The organism is Amycolatopsis sp. A133 (assembly GCF_031082405.1).
Classification (GTDB): Bacteria; Actinomycetota; Actinomycetes; order Mycobacteriales; family Pseudonocardiaceae; genus Amycolatopsis.
Map to the genome: position 1 here is coordinate 1 of NZ_JAVHJU010000059.1, position 19381 is coordinate 19381.

The 19381-nt window shown below is 68.2% G+C and carries 15 protein-coding genes and 2 pseudogenes; 7 read left to right on the top strand and 10 right to left on the bottom strand.

The features are described 5' to 3' along the window. Positions 1-333 precede the first annotated feature (333 nt). Positions 334-732: a hypothetical protein gene (locus Q5425_RS35165; protein ID WP_308676692.1), complete on the top strand. Its 399-nt coding sequence runs from the start codon at positions 334-336 to the stop codon at positions 730-732. 579 nt (positions 733-1311) lie between these two features. Here the strand turns inward: Q5425_RS35165 and Q5425_RS45860 are convergent. Then, positions 1312-2247, bottom strand: a complete 936-nt coding sequence (locus Q5425_RS45860) for a transposase (protein WP_396135326.1) — start codon at positions 2245-2247, stop codon at positions 1312-1314. A gap of 133 nt (positions 2248-2380) precedes the next feature. Here Q5425_RS45860 and Q5425_RS35175 point away from each other — a divergent pair, with 133 nt between their 5' ends. Next, positions 2381-3160, top strand: coding sequence for a hypothetical protein (locus tag Q5425_RS35175; RefSeq protein ID WP_308676694.1), 780 nt, complete (start codon positions 2381-2383; stop codon positions 3158-3160). Positions 3161-3324: 164 nt separating this feature from the next. Here the strand turns inward: Q5425_RS35175 and Q5425_RS35180 are convergent. Both Q5425_RS35180 and Q5425_RS35185 read right to left on the bottom strand, forming a co-directional pair. Next, positions 3325-6421: pseudogene (locus Q5425_RS35180) on the bottom strand (error-prone DNA polymerase); the annotation flags it as partial. 357 nt (positions 6422-6778) lie between these two features. Further along, positions 6779-7147, bottom strand: a complete 369-nt coding sequence (locus Q5425_RS35185) for a hypothetical protein (protein ID WP_308676695.1) — start codon at positions 7145-7147, stop codon at positions 6779-6781. A gap of 440 nt (positions 7148-7587) precedes the next feature. Here Q5425_RS35185 and Q5425_RS45865 point away from each other — a divergent pair. After that, positions 7588-7677: pseudogene (locus tag Q5425_RS45865) on the top strand (DNA-binding response regulator); the annotation flags it as partial. On the opposite strand, the gene Q5425_RS45870 reads toward Q5425_RS45865, so the two are convergent. Both Q5425_RS45870 and Q5425_RS35195 read right to left on the bottom strand, forming a co-directional pair. Continuing rightward, positions 7665-8027, bottom strand: coding sequence for a hypothetical protein (locus Q5425_RS45870; RefSeq protein WP_396135319.1), 363 nt, complete (start codon positions 8025-8027; stop codon positions 7665-7667). The pseudogene Q5425_RS45865 and the gene Q5425_RS45870 overlap by 13 nt on opposite strands. Positions 8028-8128: 101 nt before the next feature. Continuing rightward, entirely contained in the window at positions 8129-8968 is an 840-nt protein-coding gene (locus Q5425_RS35195) for an alpha/beta hydrolase (protein WP_308676696.1), read from the bottom strand. A gap of 505 nt (positions 8969-9473) precedes the next feature. Here Q5425_RS35195 and Q5425_RS35200 point away from each other — a divergent pair. Continuing rightward, on the top strand, positions 9474-10280 hold the full coding sequence (locus tag Q5425_RS35200) for an SDR family NAD(P)-dependent oxidoreductase (RefSeq protein ID WP_308676697.1): 807 nt from the start codon (positions 9474-9476) through the stop codon (positions 10278-10280). A 62-nt stretch (positions 10281-10342) separates the two neighbouring features. On the opposite strand, the gene Q5425_RS35205 is transcribed toward Q5425_RS35200, so the two are convergent. Further along, on the bottom strand, positions 10343-13228 hold the full coding sequence (locus Q5425_RS35205) for an AAA family ATPase (RefSeq protein ID WP_308676698.1): 2886 nt from the start codon (positions 13226-13228) through the stop codon (positions 10343-10345). A 103-nt stretch (positions 13229-13331) separates the two neighbouring features. After that, positions 13332-13799, bottom strand: coding sequence for a MarR family transcriptional regulator (locus Q5425_RS35210; protein WP_308676699.1), 468 nt, complete (start codon positions 13797-13799; stop codon positions 13332-13334). 186 nt (positions 13800-13985) lie between these two features. Here Q5425_RS35210 and Q5425_RS35215 point away from each other — a divergent pair, with 186 nt between their 5' ends. Next, positions 13986-14888: an AraC family transcriptional regulator gene (locus Q5425_RS35215; protein WP_308676700.1), complete on the top strand. Its 903-nt coding sequence runs from the start codon at positions 13986-13988 to the stop codon at positions 14886-14888. 15 nt (positions 14889-14903) lie between these two features. On the opposite strand, the gene Q5425_RS35220 is transcribed toward Q5425_RS35215, so the two are convergent. The 3 genes from Q5425_RS35220 to Q5425_RS35230 form a co-directional block, all read right to left on the bottom strand. Next, positions 14904-15788, bottom strand: coding sequence for an alpha/beta hydrolase (locus Q5425_RS35220; protein ID WP_308676701.1), 885 nt, complete (start codon positions 15786-15788; stop codon positions 14904-14906). Between the two features lie 91 nt (positions 15789-15879). Further along, positions 15880-16698, bottom strand: a complete 819-nt coding sequence (locus tag Q5425_RS35225; RefSeq protein ID WP_308676702.1) for an alpha/beta fold hydrolase — start codon at positions 16696-16698, stop codon at positions 15880-15882. A gap of 526 nt (positions 16699-17224) precedes the next feature. After that, on the bottom strand, positions 17225-17572 hold the full coding sequence (locus tag Q5425_RS35230; protein ID WP_308676703.1) for a hypothetical protein: 348 nt from the start codon (positions 17570-17572) through the stop codon (positions 17225-17227). A gap of 385 nt (positions 17573-17957) precedes the next feature. Between Q5425_RS35230 and Q5425_RS35235 the strand changes: the two genes are divergently transcribed. Both Q5425_RS35235 and Q5425_RS35240 read left to right on the top strand, forming a co-directional pair. Beyond that, the gene (locus Q5425_RS35235; RefSeq protein ID WP_308676704.1) at positions 17958-18554 is read left to right on the top strand and encodes a CGNR zinc finger domain-containing protein; all 597 of its coding nucleotides are present in this window, start codon (positions 17958-17960) and stop codon (positions 18552-18554) included. 108 nt (positions 18555-18662) lie between these two features. Then, entirely contained in the window at positions 18663-19376 is a 714-nt protein-coding gene (locus tag Q5425_RS35240; RefSeq protein WP_308676705.1) for a flavin reductase family protein, read from the top strand. Positions 19377-19381: the final 5 nt, after the last annotated feature.

Here is a 19381-nt window from a genome sequence, read left to right on the forward strand (position 1 = left end):
CTTGGGCACCGCGACATCCTCCCAGCTCACCATCACGGCAAGCCAACTCAGATGTCACCTACTGGTGCAGCAGACCCGACCGGGAGGAGGTCGCCGTGGTGACGGTCGAGGACACCGCGGCGGCCGGTGGGGACGCGTTGTGCGCGACCGCGCGATCGCTGGCGGAGGCCCTCGTCCGGCACCTGCCGTGAGCCGGGGACCGGTCCCCGGCGGTCCCGGCTAGAAAGGGAGAGCCGAGGCCGGGTTCGCGGGCCGCAGGAGACTGTTCGGATCATCTTTGGGGAGATCATGTCTAGTAGGGTGTTTTGGCAACGCTTGGTGATGGTGCTTCTTGTGGTCGGACTGGCGATTCCGCCACTCGTCGCGGTTCCTGCCTCCGCGTCGGCATCCGCCGACATCGCGATTCTCGACCGGACCCTTTACCTGAGTCGGAATCCGCCGGCAGGGTCTTCGGCAGGAAATAGCCGCTCGATCTACTTGAATGCCGGAAATTACACTTGGTCGGCGCAGATGGAAGGTGAACAATACTTCGACGGAGTTAACAGGGGCATTTACCTGGCCGCCGGCACGTATACATGGACCGTTACCGTCACGAAGATCGGACAGAATTTCGGCGAGTACCGAATCGCGTCGTCTCTGAGGCTCGCCGGCTCGTCGGATCCCGCAAATATAGGTCAAGACACGACGATTCGAATCGCTCAGGATTACTACCTGTCGAGCATCCTGTACTGATCCGGTGTCGGCCGTCGCGCGTAACTCGTGCGCGACTAGCTTGAGTTTTAACCTGTTCGGCGGGGTCGTGGATTGCTCGACTTGGTGTTCTTGCTGTGCTTGGGTTTTCGGGTGTTTGTGCTGGTGACGGTATGGACGTCGTGGTGTGACGCGGGTCGTTGGTTGGGTGTTCCGGCGGGACGTCCGGGTCCGGGCCGCGAGGGTTTCGGGACAGCGGCGGGACAGGCGAGTTGTGGACGTAGGTTCCGAAACCCTCGGCGGACCCTGGCCGGGGTGAGCCGCTGGGCTGGTCGGGGTTTCTCCCAGGGACGGCGCAGATCCGCTGTGAGGTCACGGGCGAGGCGCAGCTGGGTGTAGGCGGCCAGCAGCAGCCAGGTCCAGCGGTCCGCTGCGTCGGGTGCGCGAAGTTTCGGGGTGGTCCAGCCGAGGGTTTGCTTGAGCATGCGGAAGGTGTGCTCGATGTCGAACCGGCGCAGGAACGCCTGCCAGGCCAGATCCACCTCGGCGTGGTCCAGGCCGGTGCGGGAATGTCAGAGCCACACCGGTTTCGGGACCGCACCGGAGGGCAGGCGCTGGACTTCAAGCCGGATCACGGTGCCCTCGATGATCGGCAGGGCGCCGTCGTGGCCGGTCCAGGCGATGCGGTGGGTCAACCGTGGATGCAGCCGATCCCAGGCCCGGATCAGCGCGGGACCGTAGAGCCGGGTCGTGGTTTCGGTGACGACGTCGGGTTGCCCCCAGGTGGCCGGGTCGCCGAAAGCGAACTCGTTGCCGTGGCGGCGGGGTCTGCCCAGCGTGCCGGGCGGTTGCGGCGGGACCGGGCGGTGCAGGACCCGGTCGGTGCGCATTTCTCACCAGCACGGTGATCGGGAGATCGGCCAGCACGTGGGCCAGCCGTGGTCCGTCGTAGCCGGCGTCGGCGACCAGCAGGATGTCCGGGTCTCCCGGCCGCCAGTGCCCGGCTGCAACCAAACGGTCCACCACGTCGCGGATCTGCCGGGCGGTCACGCTCGCGGCGTTGTCGCCTGGCGCGAGCCGGACCGCGTCCAGCGGCGCGGTCCACGAACTGCGCCCGGATTCCAGCGCGACGACGACGGAGTAGGGCCAGCCCGGCACCATCATGTGCTGGTCCTTGCCGCGGCCGTAGGTGTGACACAGGATCCGCTGCGGACAGGTGTGGGCTTCCGGACGCAACCAGCAGGTCACATCTACTGCCAGCACCAGTCGCCCGTCCGCGGCCCGCGGTATCGGCGCCGCGCTCAGCGCAGTCTGCAGCCGCGGTATGTCCATCGTGCCGCGCGCGAGTGCGGCATACCCGCTGCCATACCCTCGGCGATGCTCGCCTACCAGGGACAACTCCGCGATCGACCGCACCGGCCCATCAGCACACAACACCGCGTCGGCCAGCTCGAACAACGCGTCCGCCCGCCGGTTCAGACACTCGTAGACCTGCTGCCGGAACCTCGACAGCTCCCCGTTGGCACGCCTGTCACTGGCGTCAGGCAAACTGATCACCGCAGCCCTTGTTCGATCTTCCAACTGTCGCAAGAAGGAATGATCGACCAAGGGCTGCGCTCATGATCGACAGGGGTAGGCAAGCACCACCCGAAGGTTAAAACTCAAGCTAGTCGAGGGTATGCCGTTATTGTTGTCGCCGACGTTCCAGTTCGACGTCGAGCTGAACGAGTTCTTCCGCTCGCCTGAGATGGCTCAGCGCGCGCAGCTGACGCAGCAGGGCTATGCACGCGACGTCGCGGCGTTCCTGTCGTTCCTGTCGTTCCTGTGGGCCTCGCGCGATCGCCGCGTCTGGCGCGACGCCACCGAGGCTGATCACCTGGCGTACCTGACTTGGCGACGCCACGACCCGGCCGGACCGCGGGTGTCCGACGCGACCTGGTGGTGGCCCAGCGGTAGCTGGGCGGTGGTTGAGCGCAGCGAGGACCAGCGCAGTTCCGAATCGGCGAAGCCGGTACGCCGGGTTAACCTCGATTCGGGTGATGAGGCCGCGCTGGTCGGTCCCGCATACGGCCACGCCGAGGATCCCGACGCTCTGGCCGTGCAACTCGATGACGATGTCGCCGATCGCCGCCGGCTGGCTCGGTGGCCGCGCCCGGACGATGAGCCCGGCCCGGTCGTCTGGTGGCGGATGGGAGATGCGGAGGTCCAGCTCGAGCCACGTCGCCCGGTCCGCGTGGGCTTCCAGGCAGGAGTTGCAGCTGGTGGTGTGCAGCCCGAGCGAGTGGTCGTAGCTGACGGTCTGCCCGCTCACCGCCAGGTGGTGCTTGCGGTTCAGGCACCTCGCGTGCGTACTTGCGGGTCGGACCGGAAGTCCGCTGTCGGTGCCGGGGCTGTGCCCACCGGCCTTCATCGTGGTCGACGGTCACGCTCGAACCGGGTCCACAAGCAGAGAGTGGTGTGGAGCCGGTAGCGGTGGCTGTACATCTGGGTCATGCCGTAGTGGGTGAGGTAGTGGCTGCGCAGGCACAGCACCGGGCTGCTGCGCGCGCGGCGAACGGGCAGAAGCTCGCCGAATTCCCCGCGGTCTCCGGAACGCGGGCCACCCACGACAGGTTGGCTGGTCATCGCCGCGGATTACCGGAAGTCACGGGACGGGCCCGTGGACATGGCCAGATCGAGGTGCTCCAGCCGGTCAGCCACCAGCGTGACCACGCCCTCACCGGCCTGCACCTGGCCTCATATGAGCAGGGCGGCGCTGGTGCGGGCGACGAGCCGCTGCCGCTGCCAGAGCCCGGGCGAGACGAGGACGTTGGCCATGCCCGTCTCGTCTTCGAGGTTGAGGAAGGTGATCCCGCCGGCCGTGGCCGGGCGCTGCCGGTGGGTCACTGCGCCGCCGACCCACACCCGCGTGCCGTCTTCGGTGCGCGCGAGTTCGGCGGTGGTGATCGCGCCGCGCTTCGTGAGCAGCTCGCGCAGGTACTGCACGGGGTGGCTGTCCGGGGAGACGCTGGTATCCCATAGGTCCGCGGTGGTGACCTCCAGCCGGGTCATGCCCGGCAGGGCGGGCGCGTCGAGGCCCGGAGCGAGGCCAGGGAGGTGTCCGGCGCGGGTGGTCGCGGCCGCGCCGGCGGCCCACAGGTCTTGGCGCCGGTCGCCGCCGAACCCGGCGAACGCCCCGGCCGCGGCCAGAGCTTCGGCGGCGTTCTTCTTCAACTGCACCCGGCCGGTCAGGTCACCGATACTTGCGTACGGGCCGTCGCGTCGCGTTCGGCGACGATCTCCTCGGCGACCGCCTCGCCGAGGTGACGGATGCCGGCGAGGCCGAGCCGGAGCGCGACACCGCCAGTGCTCTCGGCGTCCGGTTCGAGCGTGGCGCCGGCGAGGCTCATGTTGATGTCGGGTTCGCGGATGTGCACGCCGTGGCGGCGGGCGTCGGCGACCAGGGACTGCGGGCTGTAGAAGCCCATCGGCTGGGCGCGCAGCAGCCCGGCGCAGAACGCGGCCGGGTAGTAGCGCTTGAACCACGCGGACGCGTACACGAGCAGCGCGAAGGACATCGAGTGCGCTTCGGGGAAGCCGTAGCCGGAAAAGGCGTGGATCTGCTCGAAGATCCGGGTGGCGAGTTCCCGGTCGAGGCCGTTGGCTTCGCAGCCGGCGAAGAACCGCGCCATCAACGCCTTCATCTTCGCACTCGAGCGTTTCGCGCCCATGGCGCGGCGCAGCTGGTCGGCCTCGGCGCCGGTGAACGAGGCGACGTCGACGGCCATCTGCATCACCTGCTCCTGGAACAGCGGCACACCCAGCGTCCGATCCAGGGAGCCAGCGAGCAGCGGGTGGGCATGCTGCCACTCCTCCTCGCCGCGGCGACGGCGGATGTAGGGGTGCACCGAGCCGCCCTGGATCGGGCCGGGCCGGATCAGCGCCACTTCGACGACGAGGTCGTAGAACTTCCGAGGCCGCAGCCGCGGCAGCGTCGCCAGCTGCGCGCGGGACTCCACCTGGAACACCCCGACGGCGTCGGCTTCGCAGAGCATGTCGTAGACCGCCGGGTCGGCGAGGTCGAGTTTCCCGATGTCGACGGTGGTGTGGTGGTGTTCGGCGACGAGGTCGACCATGTAGTGCAAGGCCGAGAGCATGCCGAGGCCGAGCAGGTCGAACTTGACCAGCCCGACAGTGGCGCAGTCGTCCTTGTCCCACTGCAAGATCGACCGGTTGGCCATGGTGGCCCACTCCACGGGGACGATCTCCGAGACCGGCTGCTTGGAGATGACCATGCCGCCGGAATGGATGCCGAGGTGGCGCGGGAAGTCCTCGATCCGGGCGGCGAGGTCGAGCACGTCGTCCGGGATCGCCCCGGCCGCCTGCTGCCTGGTGGCGGCGACCCCGCCCCACCGGTCGACGAGCTTGCCGTAGGCGTCCTGCTGCCCGGGGCTGTGCCCGAGCGCTTTCGCCGCGTCACGGGTGGCCGAGGGCGCGCGGTAGGTGATGACGTTGGCGACCTGGGCGGCGTGAAACCGGCCGTGCTTTTCGTAGACGTACTGGATGGCTTCCTCGCGGCGATCGGACTCGATGTCGATGTCGATGTCCGGCGGCCCGTCCCGTTCCGGGGCAAGGAAGCGTTCGAACAGCAGGTTCCACTTGACCGGGTCGGCGTGGCAGATGCCCAGGGCGTAGCAGACCGCGGAGTTCGCCGCGGACCCGCGGCCCTGGCAGAGGATGTTGGATTCCTTGCAGAAGCGGACGACGTCCCAGACGACGAGGAAGTAGCCGGGGAAGTCGAGGGCCTTGATCACGTCGAGCTCGTGCTCCAGCTGCGCGTACGCCCGCGGCGACTCGGCGCGGGTGCCGTAGCGGGTGGCGGCGCCGGCCCAGGTCAGCTCGGCCAGGAACGACATCTCGTCGTGTCCGGCCGGGACCGGGAACGGTGGCAGGTCCGGCGCGACGAGCTGCAGGTCGAACGCCACTTCGACGCCCAGGAGGGCGGCCCGCCCGACCGCGCCCGGATAGCGGCGCTCGAACCGGCGCCGCTGCTCCATTCCCGACCGCAGGAACGCCTGCCCCGACGGCGGCCGCCAGCCCTCCAGCTCCTCGCCGGATCGGCGCGCGCGGACCGCGGCGACGGTGTCGGCGACGACGGCGTCCTCGGGGCGGGCGTAGTGGACGTTGTTCGACACGATTGTCGGCAGCCGCAGCTCCTTGGCCATCGTGGCGAGCTGGTCGTTGGTCGTGGAGTCCAGCGGGAGCCGGTGGTCGATCAGCTCGACGGCGACGTGGTCGCGGCCGAACCAGTCGACCAGCCGACCCAGCTCGGCACGGGCGGCCGCCGGACCGTGCTGAGCCAAGGCGGACCGGACAGCGCCTTTGCGGCAGCCGGTCAGCACGACGACGTGTCCGGCCAGCTCGTCGATTAGCTCCTCGAGGTCGTAGACCGGGCGGCCTTTCTCTCCACCGGCGAGCTGGCGTGGGAGATGACCCGGCACAGCCGGTGATAGCCCTCTTGTTGCCGCGCCAGGACCAGCAGGTGCGATCCGGCCGGATCCGGTTCCCCGGCCTGCGGTCCCGGCAGGTCGAGGGACAGTTCGGCGCCGAACCCGACCCGCACGCCCAGCTCCCGGGCAGCGTCGTTGAACCGGACCGCGCCGTAGAGGCCGTCGTGGTCGGTGAGGACCAGCGCGTCCAGCTCCAGGCGTGCGGCCTCCTCGACCAGGGTTTCGGGGTGCGAGGCGCCGTCGCGTTTACCGACCTTCACAAGACAAAATGTGACCCTGAGCAGCAGACTCATGTCGTGAACATGTGTGTGACGCGCTGTCGACAGCCCGCGCCGAGCTCGCGAGAATCATTCAGAGGAGGTCGGAGGTAAGCGGCTTCGGGACATGCGTCGGCTGGTGCCGCTATGCGTCGCGTTCAGCGGTGCCGCGTCCGCGAAGGAGCTGTGCGACTAACGCCGCTCCGCGACCAGCCACACCAGTTTGCGGAACTGGCCCGGCTCCAGCCCGGTGAACGGGCAATCCACTCCGGCCACAACACTCGGATCACTTGCACCACAAGAATATGATCGGTCTGCCGGACGTCGGGTACGAGACATACCTTAGGTCAGGCTCAACACGACACCGGTCCGACCCGCCGGGACTTCGCCGTGATGGGGAATCACGGTTCCGGCCGCAAACGTCTCGATGATCAGCATGGGCAGTCCGGGGTCGTGCACGAACCCGGCGCCGTTGGCCTCTCGGCGTCTCGGCGGTGCGTAGCCGGCGGCGACAGCCGCGTCGATCTGGGCTTGGAGAACTTCGGCGTTTTCACCATCTCGAAGGGTAATAACCCCCAATACCAATGGTCCGTTGGCGCCTTTGCCACCCGAGAACGCGTCCCTCAGGACGACGCCGTTCCGCGCGCCGATGCGATCCGCGACCGCGGAGAGGTACCTACCTCGCTGCCTGCGCTTGCGCCCGAAGACCATGGTGCCAGGCTATCTCGTCCACATAGGTCCGAGTAGCGGATAGACCCACGGACGATCGTCGCTCAGACCCGACCCGAACGTTGACCGACTACGTGCCGTTCTACTACGCGACCCGCCAAGCTACTGCGACGCGCTGAGTACTAGCGCCGCCCGCCCGGCCTCGTGGAGCCTTAAAACCGACGCCCGAGCCGATGTTCGCCATCGATGGCCGGCAAGGCTCGAACGCTGCACCCCCGTCGGCTCGGTGATCGTCCGGCACGGCGACTAGGGCGAACGCGGCAAGGCCTTAATGGCCGAAAGCCAAAGGCGCCGCGATGGTGTTCGGGCGCAGCTCGTTCGGCGGCGATGTCGTGGGCGTGCCGGAATGGCCGCCCGCCACAGCGGCGAGCGCTCTCGTCTTCCTCATCTGCTTAACCTACATACATAGACCTCCAGGCAGGCTGCGGCTGGTGGCGGTGGGGGAGCGGGATGTCGAGATCGCGCTGATCTTCGGCATCGGTTTCCGTACCGTGCGGGATTATCTCGACCGCGCGTAGAGCATCACCGACGGGTCGTACTGGAACATGCGCTGGGCGTAGACGTGATTGCCCATCAGGTATTCTACGCACGGGCGCGATTCGGCGGCCAGTTTCATTAGGGAGTAGACGTCGGTGTCCCAGTACCTGATGAAGCTGTGCGGGGCGTTTTCCTCGGTGGCCTGCCGGACGACGTCCCAACTGGCCTGTTCCTTCTTGAGCTGTTCGTATCGGTCTACCTCAAGCGCCGGTACCGCGCGTTCGTAATCTGCTTGGAATTCCGAAAAGGTTGCTGTGACGGGGATGGTCAGGCGGACCACCTCGTGCGGGAAAGTCTGGATGGAGTGGGAATCGCTGACGGACATGGCCTTGCCGTCCTTCGATCGTCATGGCTGTTGCTCGAGTGAAGTCGGGGGAACCGGTGAGCGGCTACGGTGCCGGTAGCCGACGGCACCGTGGCGGCCCGTCAGTCGCGGAAGAAGTCCAGTACCTGCTGCACGAACAGCTCGTGGTACTGGAAGATCCCGCCGTGGCCCGCGTCCGGGTAGATGCTCAACGTGGCGTTGGGCAGCAGCCGCGCGAGGTGGAACGAGCTGATCGTCGGCACCAGGATGTCGTTGTCGCCGTTGACGACCAGGACGGGCTTGTCCACATCGGCCAAACCGGCGGGCGAGGTGCCCTGCTCCCATTTCGCGGCCGCGGTCAGCTGGGCACCGACCGTCTCGTCCGTCACGGGCGTGTCGCGGTCCTCGGTACGCTCGTCCAGGCGAGCGAGGAAGGCATCCGCGGCGGCCTGGCTGCTCGGCGTCGGCGAGAAGAAGAGATAGTGCTTGGGGTGCTTTCCTTCTGCGGCCGACTTCCCGAAAGCGCTTTGCAGCCCGGGGCCCCACTCGGCAGGCCCTTCGTCACCGGCGGGCGCGGTGCCGGCCAGGACGATCCGCCGGACCAGATCGGGTCGCTGCTGGGCGACCGCCTGGGCCACCATGCCACCCAGGGAAAAGCCCAGCAGATCGGCCGCGTCCACCCCGAGGGCCTCGAGGAAGGCCACCGCGTCGGCGGCCATCGCCTCGATGCTGTCGGGGGTGGTGCCGCCGGAGGCGCCGACGCCCCGGAGATCCACCGCGATGACGCGTCGCTCGGCCGCGAAGCCGTCGACCACGGCGGGGTCCCAGTCGTCGAGCACCGCGGTGATGTGGTTCAGCAACACCAGCGGCACGCCGGCGGCCGGGCCCAGCTCGCGGTACGCGAACGGCGTTCCACCGACGTCCACCGTCTTGGCCGGTGCTTGTACAAAACTCGCTGCCATGTCTTACCTTTCCTGCGCGGTGGCTCCGCGCTCGTCGATCGGAATTCGCCTCCCGGCGCTGCTCGCCAGTCTCGCCGGGATCGATGAGGAGCCGCTTCCGTCGGAAGACCACCGGCGGGCAGCGCGACACTCCGCACCGGGCAGTCATTCCTCCGCGCCACCACTTCCTGCGCAGGTCGGCGCACCGGGACCAGTCGACGAAATCAGGATTTGTGATGATCTTCGCGTGCCGCTGAACCGATTGAGGTCCCGCTGGGACGGCGATCGACGGAATTCCCCTTGCCGTTACCGTGCAATCGACACTGCCTGCGCATTCCGGGTGCCCAGGGCCGGATCAACGAGCCACAGTCTCGTCGACAGTCATTCGACTCATGCGAACGGATTCCGTCATGCCGACACTGATGGGACAGCCGGGAGTGAGCTGATGACGGCGAGCCGGCTTGTGCCGGCCGTTCTCGGTCGCCGCTGCGCTTCCATGATCTGCCGAAGAGTAACGAGGAGCACCATGTCACAGATCGTCCTTGTTACCGGGGCTTCCAGTGACCTCGGAGCTGCCACCGCCCAGGCGCTGGTCGGTTCCGGCCACATCGCGTACGCGGGGATCAGCCCGGCTGTCCTCCACCCGGCCGGCCGGCTTGCCGAGCCGAGCGGTCACGGCCCGCGCCCCATCTCCTTGGACGTGGCCGACCAGCGCTCGGTCTCGACCGCGGTCGGTGACATCTTGGGGGAAACCGGAAGAATCGACGCGGTGGTCCACGCCGTCGGACCGGTGCCCAGGGGGCCACTCGAATCCTTCACCCCTTACCAGCTCGCGCAGATCTTCGACGCGCATGTGCTGTCCACTCAGCGCGTCAACCGTTCCGTGCTGCCGCAGATGCGCGAGCGTCAGGACGGCCTGCTGGTGTGGGTGGTGCCGGCGAACCAGGATGCCGAGGGCGCTCCCTACCTCGCGCTGCACTCCGAAGCGGTCACGATGATCGACCACCTCGCAGCGAGTTACGCCCGGGAGCTGACCGAGTTCGGGGTCGAGACCACCATCGTCGCCCCCGGTTTCCTGGTCCCCGAGACCGGCCCGCGCGTTCGCACCGTCCACCCGGACGACGCCGAGACGGCTCGAGCCTACGAAGGCCGATACCCCGGCCTGGTCCAGCGGGTGGACTCGAAGCTGGCCGAGCACGCCCTCACGGGCGCGGAGGTCGCCGTCGCGGCCCAGGCCATCGCGGCCGTCGTCGACAGCCCCAAGGGCACCCGTCCACTGAGGATCGCGCCAGGCCGGTCCGGCACCGAATCCGACCAGGTCGCCGTGTGGTAGGGCGGTCGATCGGGCCGGTCGACGAGGGGTCCGGCGGCTCGTCGTTCGTCACTGTGGCGGTGTCATTTCTCCAGGGCCGCGAGCGCGTCGCGAAGTGCAGCTCTGGAGGTGATCCCGAGCTTCGGAAAGATCTGGTACAGGCGTGCGCCGATGGTCCGGTGTGAGAGGTACAGCCGCTCGGCGATCTTTTTGTTGCTCAAGCCGGAAGCCGCGAGATCCGCAATTTCCCGCTCCTGGGGCGTGAGCACCTCTCCGCTCGCCGTGGTTCTCGGTGCGCCCCACCCCGTGGCACGGAGCTCCTTCGCGGCACGGTCCGCCCAGGGTCTGGCGCCCAGCAGCGTGAAGGCGTCGTACGCCAGACGCAGCGGCTCTCGGGAGTCGGCGTTCGCCCGGGCGCGCCGCAGCCGTTCCCCATACGCCAATCGCACCCGGGCCAGATCGAACGGCCACCTTTCGACGCCCGGCCTCTCCTGCGCCTCCTCGAACAGGCGCACCGCCTCGTCGTCGTCGGTCGCGCACAACGCCGCCGAACCGGCGGCAAGCAGGCTGAGCCGCGGAGACAGCGCAGCGATGTCGGCCTCCCGCATGGCACGCACGTGAGCGGCGGCGGCGCTGTGCCGGTCGGTCCGTACCGCGGCTTCGACGACGTCGAACGCCACCCACAGCGCGTGTGGCACGTGGGAGGCGAACGTACCCGCTGGGCCCAGGGCCGTCGCGTTCTGATAAGCGCTTTCGAAGTCACCGCGACCGGATTCGGCGACTGTGCGGACGTGCCGGGCGTAGTGCAGTGCTGCCCCCACTCCCCGAGGTGTGGCCCACCGAATGATCTGGTCAGTCGAGCGGTCGACCGCTTCGTCGTCGCCGCGGGCCGCGGCGACGACGGCTCGGCAGTACCAGAAGTACCAAGTGAAGAAGTGGTACCCGGAGTCCTGGCACACCTGGGTTCCTTCGTCGGCCAGTTCCAGGCATTCGTCCCACCTGCCGGTGAGGTAATCGTCCAGGCACAGGTGCATAAGCGCGCCGACGTGCCGGCGAGGCGGACCGCCGTCGCGCCCCTGGAGGACAACTCGCCACGAAGGCTCGCGGACATCCGTCAGGCGATCGACGTAAAGCGCACCGGTGCCGGCGCGAACGATCCGGCCGGGGTCGGTTTCCTTCTGCAGGTCGCCGAGAACGGATTCCAGTTGATCCAGAGCCCCGGCACCGGAACGGACTGGGTCGGAGAAGGTCTTGGCCGCCACCGACAACAGGGCGGGTGGCTCCGGTCGCAGGCGCCGGAGCGTTGCGTACAACGGGTCCCACAGCTCCGCGCGGCCACTGTAGAAGCACAGGAGCAGCAGCAGGTGGAGCGCGTCGACGAGGGCGCCGTCCTGGGCGTCGTAGCGGTGCACGCCGGACTCGACGGCGCCGGCCAGCAGTCGGTGGGCGGTGTCGATGTCCCCGTCGCCGTTGATGATCAATAAGACCGCGGCGGCCGCGAAGTGGAGGGAGCCCATCAGCTCCGGATCGGCCAAGCGGGCGCCTTCCAGCAGTTCCGACGCGTTGCGGAGTTGCCCGGTCGCGTCGGCGCCGACGTAGGCCGCCTCGGCGAGCCGGCGAGCGCGATGCGCGCCTTGGGGACTCAGATCGGCGGCCCTCACCAGCGCCGCCACCGCACCGACGGCGTCTCCGCGGGCCGCGATGCGACGCGCCGCTTGTTCGAGCTGTCCGGCCACCTGCTCATCCGGTTCGACGGAAGCTTCGCCGAGGTGCCAGGCCCGCCTCTCGGGGTGGCTCACCAGTACGTGGGCCAACGCTCGATGAGCCGCTCGGCGCTCGGCGCTCGTGCAGGCGTCCACGACCGCCGAGCGGATCAAGGGGTGCCGAAACACGAGCCGGCGCGTGCTCTCGTCGAAAGCCACCAGCCGGTCCTGCTCGGCCGAGGCGAGGTCTTCGAGGTCGGATTCGTAGCCGGCCTGCCGCGCCGACGCCTGCAGGACCGCGAGATCGCCGGTTCCCTCCAGCGTCGCGAGCAGCAGCAGCCGCCGTGCGGCGAGGGAGAGGACCGACACCCGGGAGACGAACAGCACCTGGAGCCGTTGGCTGAGCGGGAGTACCGCGGGAAGGTTCTCCAGGGCCGAACGCTGCTGCCCGCTCAACGCCGTGGGCAACTCGAGCAAAGCCAGCGGATTCCCCTCGGCCACCGACAGGAGTCGCTGACACACCCGAGCGGCCAGCGTCGGGAATCGAGTGGTGAGCAAGAGCTGTGAGGACTCTCCGTCGAGCGGCGGCACCTCGTACTCGGGCAGGCCACCACCGTTGAAGAAGGTCTCACTTCCCGAGCGCATGGCGCCGAGGAAGGTGACGCGGGTGCCGTTGAGCCTGCGGGCGACGAAGCCCAGCACGGCGGCGCTGGCCCGATCAAGCCACGGCAGGTCGTCGACGATCAGCAGCAACGGGCTGGCCTTGGCCACGTGACGCAGGAGCATGAGCGTCGCGTTCGATACGACGAGCCGTTCCGGCGGTGCTCCGCTCCCGAAGCCCAGGGCGACTTGCAGCGCTTCGGCGTGCGGCGGCTCGAGTTCCCCGAACGACTCGTAGACGGGGAAGAGGACCTGGTTCAGCCCGGAATAGCTCACGCCGGCCTCGAACTCGACACCGGCGGCACGCAGGACCCGCGAGCCATTCGCGACCGCCGCTTCCGCCACGGCGTCGAGCAGTACGGTCTTGCCCACCCCCGCCGCCCCCGACAACAGGAGCGCTCCACCGCGATCTGTGGCGTCGAGGAAGCCGCGAATGCGCTCGAGCGCCACGCCGCGTCCCACGAGGAATTCGACACCGCTGTGTTCGAAAGGGCCGCTGTCACCCACTGGATCACGCTCCCCCACCCACGTGGGCCGCCGAGACTTCCCGGCCTGGTGCGCGACCTCGCGGGCCGGACTGTCCACAAACGATTCGCTGGTGGTCACTGCTGGCTGTCAACGTAGGAATCCTTCACCCTGGCCACGCGGGGCGCCGGCGTCAGGTGTCGGGCGGACCTGGCGCTAAAGCACTCTTCCCACGTTGGGGCTTTCAGTAATTTTGGACGATGCTCCACAGCATCGCGTGAAATCTCGCGTGGTCACGGGTGGGAATCGAGGACAAGCGACGCATGATCGCCGTATCGCGCGCGATGGCGACCTGGTCCTTCACCTCGATGCCTTTCGCGGTTGCCCGGGGAAGGCGCACCCGCCGGTCACGGGAGGAGAGCTCGCGGACGACGAGCCCGTCGCGCTCCATCCGGTCGAGAATCGACACCAACGTGGTCTTGTCGACACCGAGCTCCGTGGCGATCTCCAGCTGCGTCCGCTCCGCACCCTTGCTGATGAGCTCGAGAACGAGCCAGTCGCGCAGATCGGCCAGCCCCGCATCCCGCGAGACCGCGTTAAACGCGTCGCCGAGCGCTGCCGCCGCGCGGTGAGCCAGCCAGGTCAGGTCGCCGATCGCCGAGGAGGCGTCGGGTGGCGGCAACGCGGCACGGCGGTTGCTCTTCGGAGACACTGCTCGACTGTATCATCCTCTGTCGGATCATCCGACCACGGATCGATTTTACTCAGATGATCCGATGACATACGGTCCACTCGGCAAACATGATGGGTGCCTCCTCCGTCGGGAGCGCCGGGTCCGTTCGGACGGAACCACTCGCGCACTCAGCGTCGCAGCCTAAAAGGAGGACGGAGCGAAAACATGGCTCAAGATCCGGAAGACTTTGCCGATTCACCACAGCCGCCGGCTTACGGCGAGCACGATGCGCTCTCGGACGTGTTGCAGGCGATTCACCTGCAGGGTGGCGAGGTGCGACGCCGGTCGGGCCCGCGTGAGCGGCATCCGGCCGGGGCCAGGGTGCTGCACCTCGTCGAGGAGGGCGGGATCAGCGTCGAGGTGGCGGGCGAAGACACGGTGGAGCTGGGCGCAGGAGGTTTGGTGCTGCTCGCGCGGGGTGATGCCCACGTCGTCCGAGCGACGCCGCACACGACCTGGGTGACCGGGGAGTTCGTCGTCGAGACGGTTGTCGCCGCGCCACTGCTCGGAGTTTTGCCGGCGGCGATCGTGATCCGCGGCGACGCGCGATCGGCGGCGTGGCTCCTGCCCATCAGGGAGCTTCTCGTGTTCGAGGTGACGAACTCGGCACCCGGCACCCGCGTGATGGTTTCGAGAGCGCTCGATTTGCTCTTCATCTGGTCGCTGCGGTCGTGGGCCGCATCCGGCGATGTGCGCCACGCCGGCTGGCTGACGGCAGCGCTGGACCCCGTGCTCGCGCCCGTCCTCACCGCGATCCACCGAGATCCCGGCCGTGACTGGCCCGTCGACGAGCTGGCCCGGCTCACGTCACTGTCGCGTTCGGCGTTCGCGACGCGGTTCGCCGAGTCGGTCGGGGAAACGCCCGGTTCGTACGTTTTGCGGTGCCGGCTGGGCCACGCGGCGCACCTGCTGCGCGGCACGGCCGACCCGGTCGGCCGGATCGCGGCCCGCGTGGGCTACACGTCCGAAGCCGCCTTCAGCCGGGCCTTCTCTCGTGCCTATGGCAGTTCGCCACGGTCGTGGCGCGGCGGGGCCGGCTCAGTTTCGTTCGAAGGAACGCCGGAATAAATCGTCCGGTTCACGTCACCGGGTGCCCGCGACGGCCCGCTCGATGAGGTTGACAACAATCCCCGGATTGGTCACCTGTGCGGCGTGGGGGGTGTTGGCCTCGACGATGTGGGAGTGGGCGCGGGTGGCCATGAAGCGCTCGGCGGCCGGGGGGATCACGTGGTCGGCGGTGGAGACGAGGGTCCACGAGGGGATCGTCTTCCAGCCCGGCTCGCCCTCGAGGCCCTCGCCCAGGGCCGTCGAGGCGACGGGGCTCTGCGTGGCGGCGAGTGCCGCGGCGGTGGACACGGAGACGCGGTTGCTGAAGAACAGGTCCCGGTACTGGGCCGCCTTGGCGTACAGCTCGACCTCGGGCTGTTCGCCGGGGTTGAGGTAGGGGACGGGGACGGCGCTGAGGGCAGTGGGAGGCACCGCGGTGGGATCGGTGCTGAGGTGGCTGCCCGGGAATTGCCCAGCGAGGGCCGTGACGTTTTCCTTCGTGTCCGGCTCGAAGGCCGAGATGTACACCAGAGCCTTGACGTTGGGGTTGCCCGTGGCGGCACTGGTGATGACAGCTCCGCCGTAGGACTGCCCGACCAGGACGATCGGACCCTGGATGGTCTTGAGGTAGGAAGCCAGCAAGGCGGAATCGCCGGAGAGGCTGCGCAGGGCCGTCGGCGGGGCGACGACCGGGTAACCGGCCGCTTGCAGGGGCTTGATCACATCGACCCAGCTCTGGGAGCTCGACCAGGCTCCGTTGACGAAGACGATCGTCGGCTTCGGAGCCGCGGCCGGGTGCGAGAGCGCGACAGGCGCGGTCTGGGGGGCCGGTGCGGCCGATGCCAGCGTGGTCACGCCGGCGACGAGGGCGATCCCGGTCGCGCCGAGGACGGCGGAGCGGAAAACACGACGTTTACGCACGGTTTCTCCTTGTTCGACACAATTGTCATTGCTGTCCGCAGACGTGTCTGCCCGCGGGGGTTCGTGGTATTGGGTCCGGAGGCGCCGACGCTCAGGCACGAGCGGCGGCGTGTTCCTCAGCCCAGTTCAGGGCGTAGTCGGCGACTTCCTGCCAGCCGTCCTGGCCGATGATGAAGTGCGCGCGCCCGGGGAATTCCTTATACTCGGTGACGGCCGCGGACTTGCTGGAAAGCCGCAAGTTGGCCTTGTTGACCTTGGGTGGCACGAGGTGGTCGGACCCACCCGCGATGAACAGGAGCGGGGCCTGGCGCCTGCGGAAATCGACCCGCGTCGCGGCGCGGGGGTTGAAGTTGGCGAACGCCCCCTGGAAGAGCACGCGGGCCGAGCCAGGGACGGCATACCGCTCGTAGCGCGCAGCGGACTCGCTCTCGGTGAGCGTGTTGGTGAAGGCGTAGTGGAACTGCTCCGGCGTCAGCGAGACCGCTTTGTTCTTGTTGGCCGGGTTCCCCAGGACCGGGAAGGTCGACTTGAGGGTCGACAGCGGCAGCGGAAGGACTCCCTTGACAGCCGCCGAGTCGATGGCGACACCGACCCTGCCCAGCCCGCGGTCGAGCAGCATCTGGACGATGGTGCCGCCGAACGAGTGGCCCATGATGATCGGCGGACGATCCAGCGCGCGGATGATGTTGTCGTAGTGGTCGAGCACCTCGCGAAGGCCGACTCCCGCGATCCCCGTGGGGTCACGCCTGAGCTCTTCCACCTCGCGGTCGAGCCCCGGCCAGGCCGGGGCGAGGACCCGGTATCCGCGAGTCTCGTAATGGGGTTTCCACCCCTCCCAGCTGCGCGGATTCACCCAGAGGCCGTGAACGAACACAATCGTGTCGGCCTCGTTGGCGGAGAAATCATTCATGCGAATCTTTCCTTTGAGTAGGACGCTGTCTGCGCTGGAGCAGGCCTCACGGGCGCTCCTCGAAACCTGCTCCGATGCGGGCCGAGCACACATCGAGGCAGCCATCAGGATCCGGCCCCGCGTCGCTCCCGCGCTTCCGTCGGATGGCCACGGGGAATCGGCGCCGTCGCACCGATTCGGACAGTCGTTCGACAGGTGTCGGTGTCGCGCAGGGCAGCCGGCGGTGCGGCGGCACAACCCGGCTCCCGCGCCGGGCCCGATCCGTATCCGCCGGGCTGCACGGCCGGCACGGTCACCACGAGCCTCGGTCCGAATCACCAGGGCATAACCGGACAAAAGGAACCGAGCGTCGGTCGCAGGTGGAAGAGTGCCGGGGACAGGACCCCAGGGGCGAAGGCGGAACCAGTCAAATGACAGTGACCGCGGCCGTCTCGGATTCAGTACCGTCCAGGGGAAGGTCTGCGTGCCCCCTGCGTCGAGAGCGAGGACTCGTGCTGAACGAGCCCATCGTTCTGCTGCACGGCTTCTACCACGGAGCATGGGGTTGGACGGAGGTGATCGCCGAATTGGCAGGGCGGGGCCGCGCCGCGGTCGCGGTCGACATGGCGGAGCACGGCCGGGTGCCGCCGATGTGGCGTTCGGAAAGGCCCACCTGGAGAGCCTGGAATGCCGCGGACCGCGACAGCGGGTCCATGTCGTCATCGTTGATGACGACATGGACGAAGGTGACCCCGTCATCGAGCCAAAACGACGCGTAGCGAAGCCCGCCCGGGTCCCGGTCGTTGAGGTCCGCCATGACCTGCTCGATCAACTGATGGTTCTCCTCTGCGATCTCGGGGCAGGTCTGGTACCTCACGATGGTGAGGTCACGCATGGTGAGTGCTCTCTTTCTGGTTGGATGCGTCCGGCGAATCCGGCGTTCTCGAGCGGGTGGAAGTTCATCAGGATGAGGGTTTCGGCGGTGTTGGCCAGCCCGTCGTAGGCCTCGTGGAGGGCGGCGTGGATCTTGTTCGACAGGGTGCGGCGGGCGTCGGCGCTGTGCAGGTGGCGAGGCCGATGCCGCTGACTCCTCCGGTGATCGGAACCGTCTTGCCGGTGTAGTCGAAGCTGAAGCCGGCCGCTGCGCTGATGGTGATGCTCGTTCGTTCGGGAGGATCGTGTACTCCACGCCGGCGCCTGGCTTGCTAATAGCAAGTCAATGAGTGACTGAATCATATCGCTTCCTGTTCTGTCAGAGCTCAGGAAGCTAGGCTGGGGGGATGGCATGGTCGGCTTGTGAGCGTTACGCCCTTCAACCCGCTCCCGGCGGCCTCGCGCTAATCCAGGACCTGCTGAACACGCGGCCTCGGCTGAGCACGAAGACGCCGGACCTGCTGGGCACCGTGCAGCTGGCTCAGCAGTGGTCCGACACGGCGTTGCGGGAATGGGTCGAGGCGTCCGGCCGCCCGTCGCGCAAGGCGAAGCTGGGCAAGGCCGATGTCGAAGCGCTGCGCGGCATCAGGAGTCAACTGGTGTCCGTCCTGCGTGGACGCGACTACGGCGACGAGCCGGGCGCCGGATTGGTCGCGCTGGGCGGTGTCGAGGTTGGGATGACCGTGACGGAGACCGGGATGCTGCTGTTCGAGCCCTCCGGCTCCGGTTGGCGCCGGATCGCCGGCGCGGTGGCCATCGAGGTGCACGACGCGCAGGTGAGCAACACCTTCCGGCGGTTGAAGACCTGCCGGGACCCGCGCTGCCCGGGCGGTTTCTACGACCGCTCGCCCAACAACAGCGGCACCTGGCACGACGTGCGCACCTGCGGCAACGTCGCCAACCTCCGCGCTTCCCGCGCTCGCCGCAGAAGCGAGACCGCGTAAGCCTCCCGCCTGCTCGGGCGGTTCGTCGTGCCCTCCTCTTGACATAGGCACTGGCTCTCATGTTATGTCACGGTGTCGGGATGGCCCGACGGGAAGATGAGGTGAGCGGTGATCGTCGACGCGGAAGGCCTCGACGCGGAACACGCGTACAAGCTGCTGATCGGCAGCATCCTGCCCAGGCCAATCGCCTGGGTGAGCACCCGCTCGGCCACCGGGGTGGACAACCTGGCGCCGGTGTCGTTCTTCACAGCGGTGGGGCGCATTCCCCCGAAGGTGTCGCTCACCCTGCAGCCCCGGTCGGACGGGGTCACGCTCAAGGACACCTTTGTGAACATCCGCGACACCGGGGAGTTCGTGGTCAACATGACCACGCTGCCGCAGGCGGAGGCGGTGCACCGCTCGGCGTTCGAGTTCGACCCCGATGTGGACGAGTTCGAGGCGCTCGACCTGGCCAAAGGCGAGTGCGAGGTGGTGAACGTGCCGCGCGTGGCGGCCGCGCCGGTGGCCCTGGAGTGCCGCCTGGACCGGATCTTCGCCGCCGAGCACGGCAACGACCACGTCGTCTGGGGCCGGGTGGTCCGGTTCCACCTCCGTGACGGGCTCTACCTCGACCGCGGCCGCGTCGACACCGGCGCGCTGCCGGTCTTCGGGCGCCTGGCGGCCGAATACAACCTTGTCGACAACGTCTTCACCACGCCGGTCGAGCCCGATGTCCTGCAGGCACGAGAAGGCCGGCGGATGGTGCGACTGGACGGCAAACCCGACGACTTCTCGCCGATCGACACCGCCGGGTGGTCCGCCTCCGGCTCGACCCGATCCTGACCGGA

Coding starts and splice junctions, on each gene's coding strand:
- Q5425_RS35185 (WP_308676695.1), bottom strand. CDS start 7,147: ATGGTCTTCGGGCGCAAGCGCAGGCAGCGAGGTAGGTACCTCTCCGCG.
- Q5425_RS45870 (WP_396135319.1), bottom strand. CDS start 8,027: ATGTCCGTCAGCGATTCCCACTCCATCCAGACTTTCCCGCACGAGGTG.
- Q5425_RS35195 (WP_308676696.1), bottom strand. CDS start 8,968: ATGGCAGCGAGTTTTGTACAAGCACCGGCCAAGACGGTGGACGTCGGT.
- Q5425_RS35200 (WP_308676697.1), top strand. CDS start 9,474: ATGTCACAGATCGTCCTTGTTACCGGGGCTTCCAGTGACCTCGGAGCT.
- Q5425_RS35215 (WP_308676700.1), top strand. CDS start 13,986: ATGGCTCAAGATCCGGAAGACTTTGCCGATTCACCACAGCCGCCGGCT.
- Q5425_RS35225 (WP_308676702.1), bottom strand. CDS start 16,698: ATGAATGATTTCTCCGCCAACGAGGCCGACACGATTGTGTTCGTTCAC.
- Q5425_RS35230 (WP_308676703.1), bottom strand. CDS start 17,572: ATGCGTGACCTCACCATCGTGAGGTACCAGACCTGCCCCGAGATCGCA.
- Q5425_RS35235 (WP_308676704.1), top strand. CDS start 17,958: ATGGCATGGTCGGCTTGTGAGCGTTACGCCCTTCAACCCGCTCCCGGC.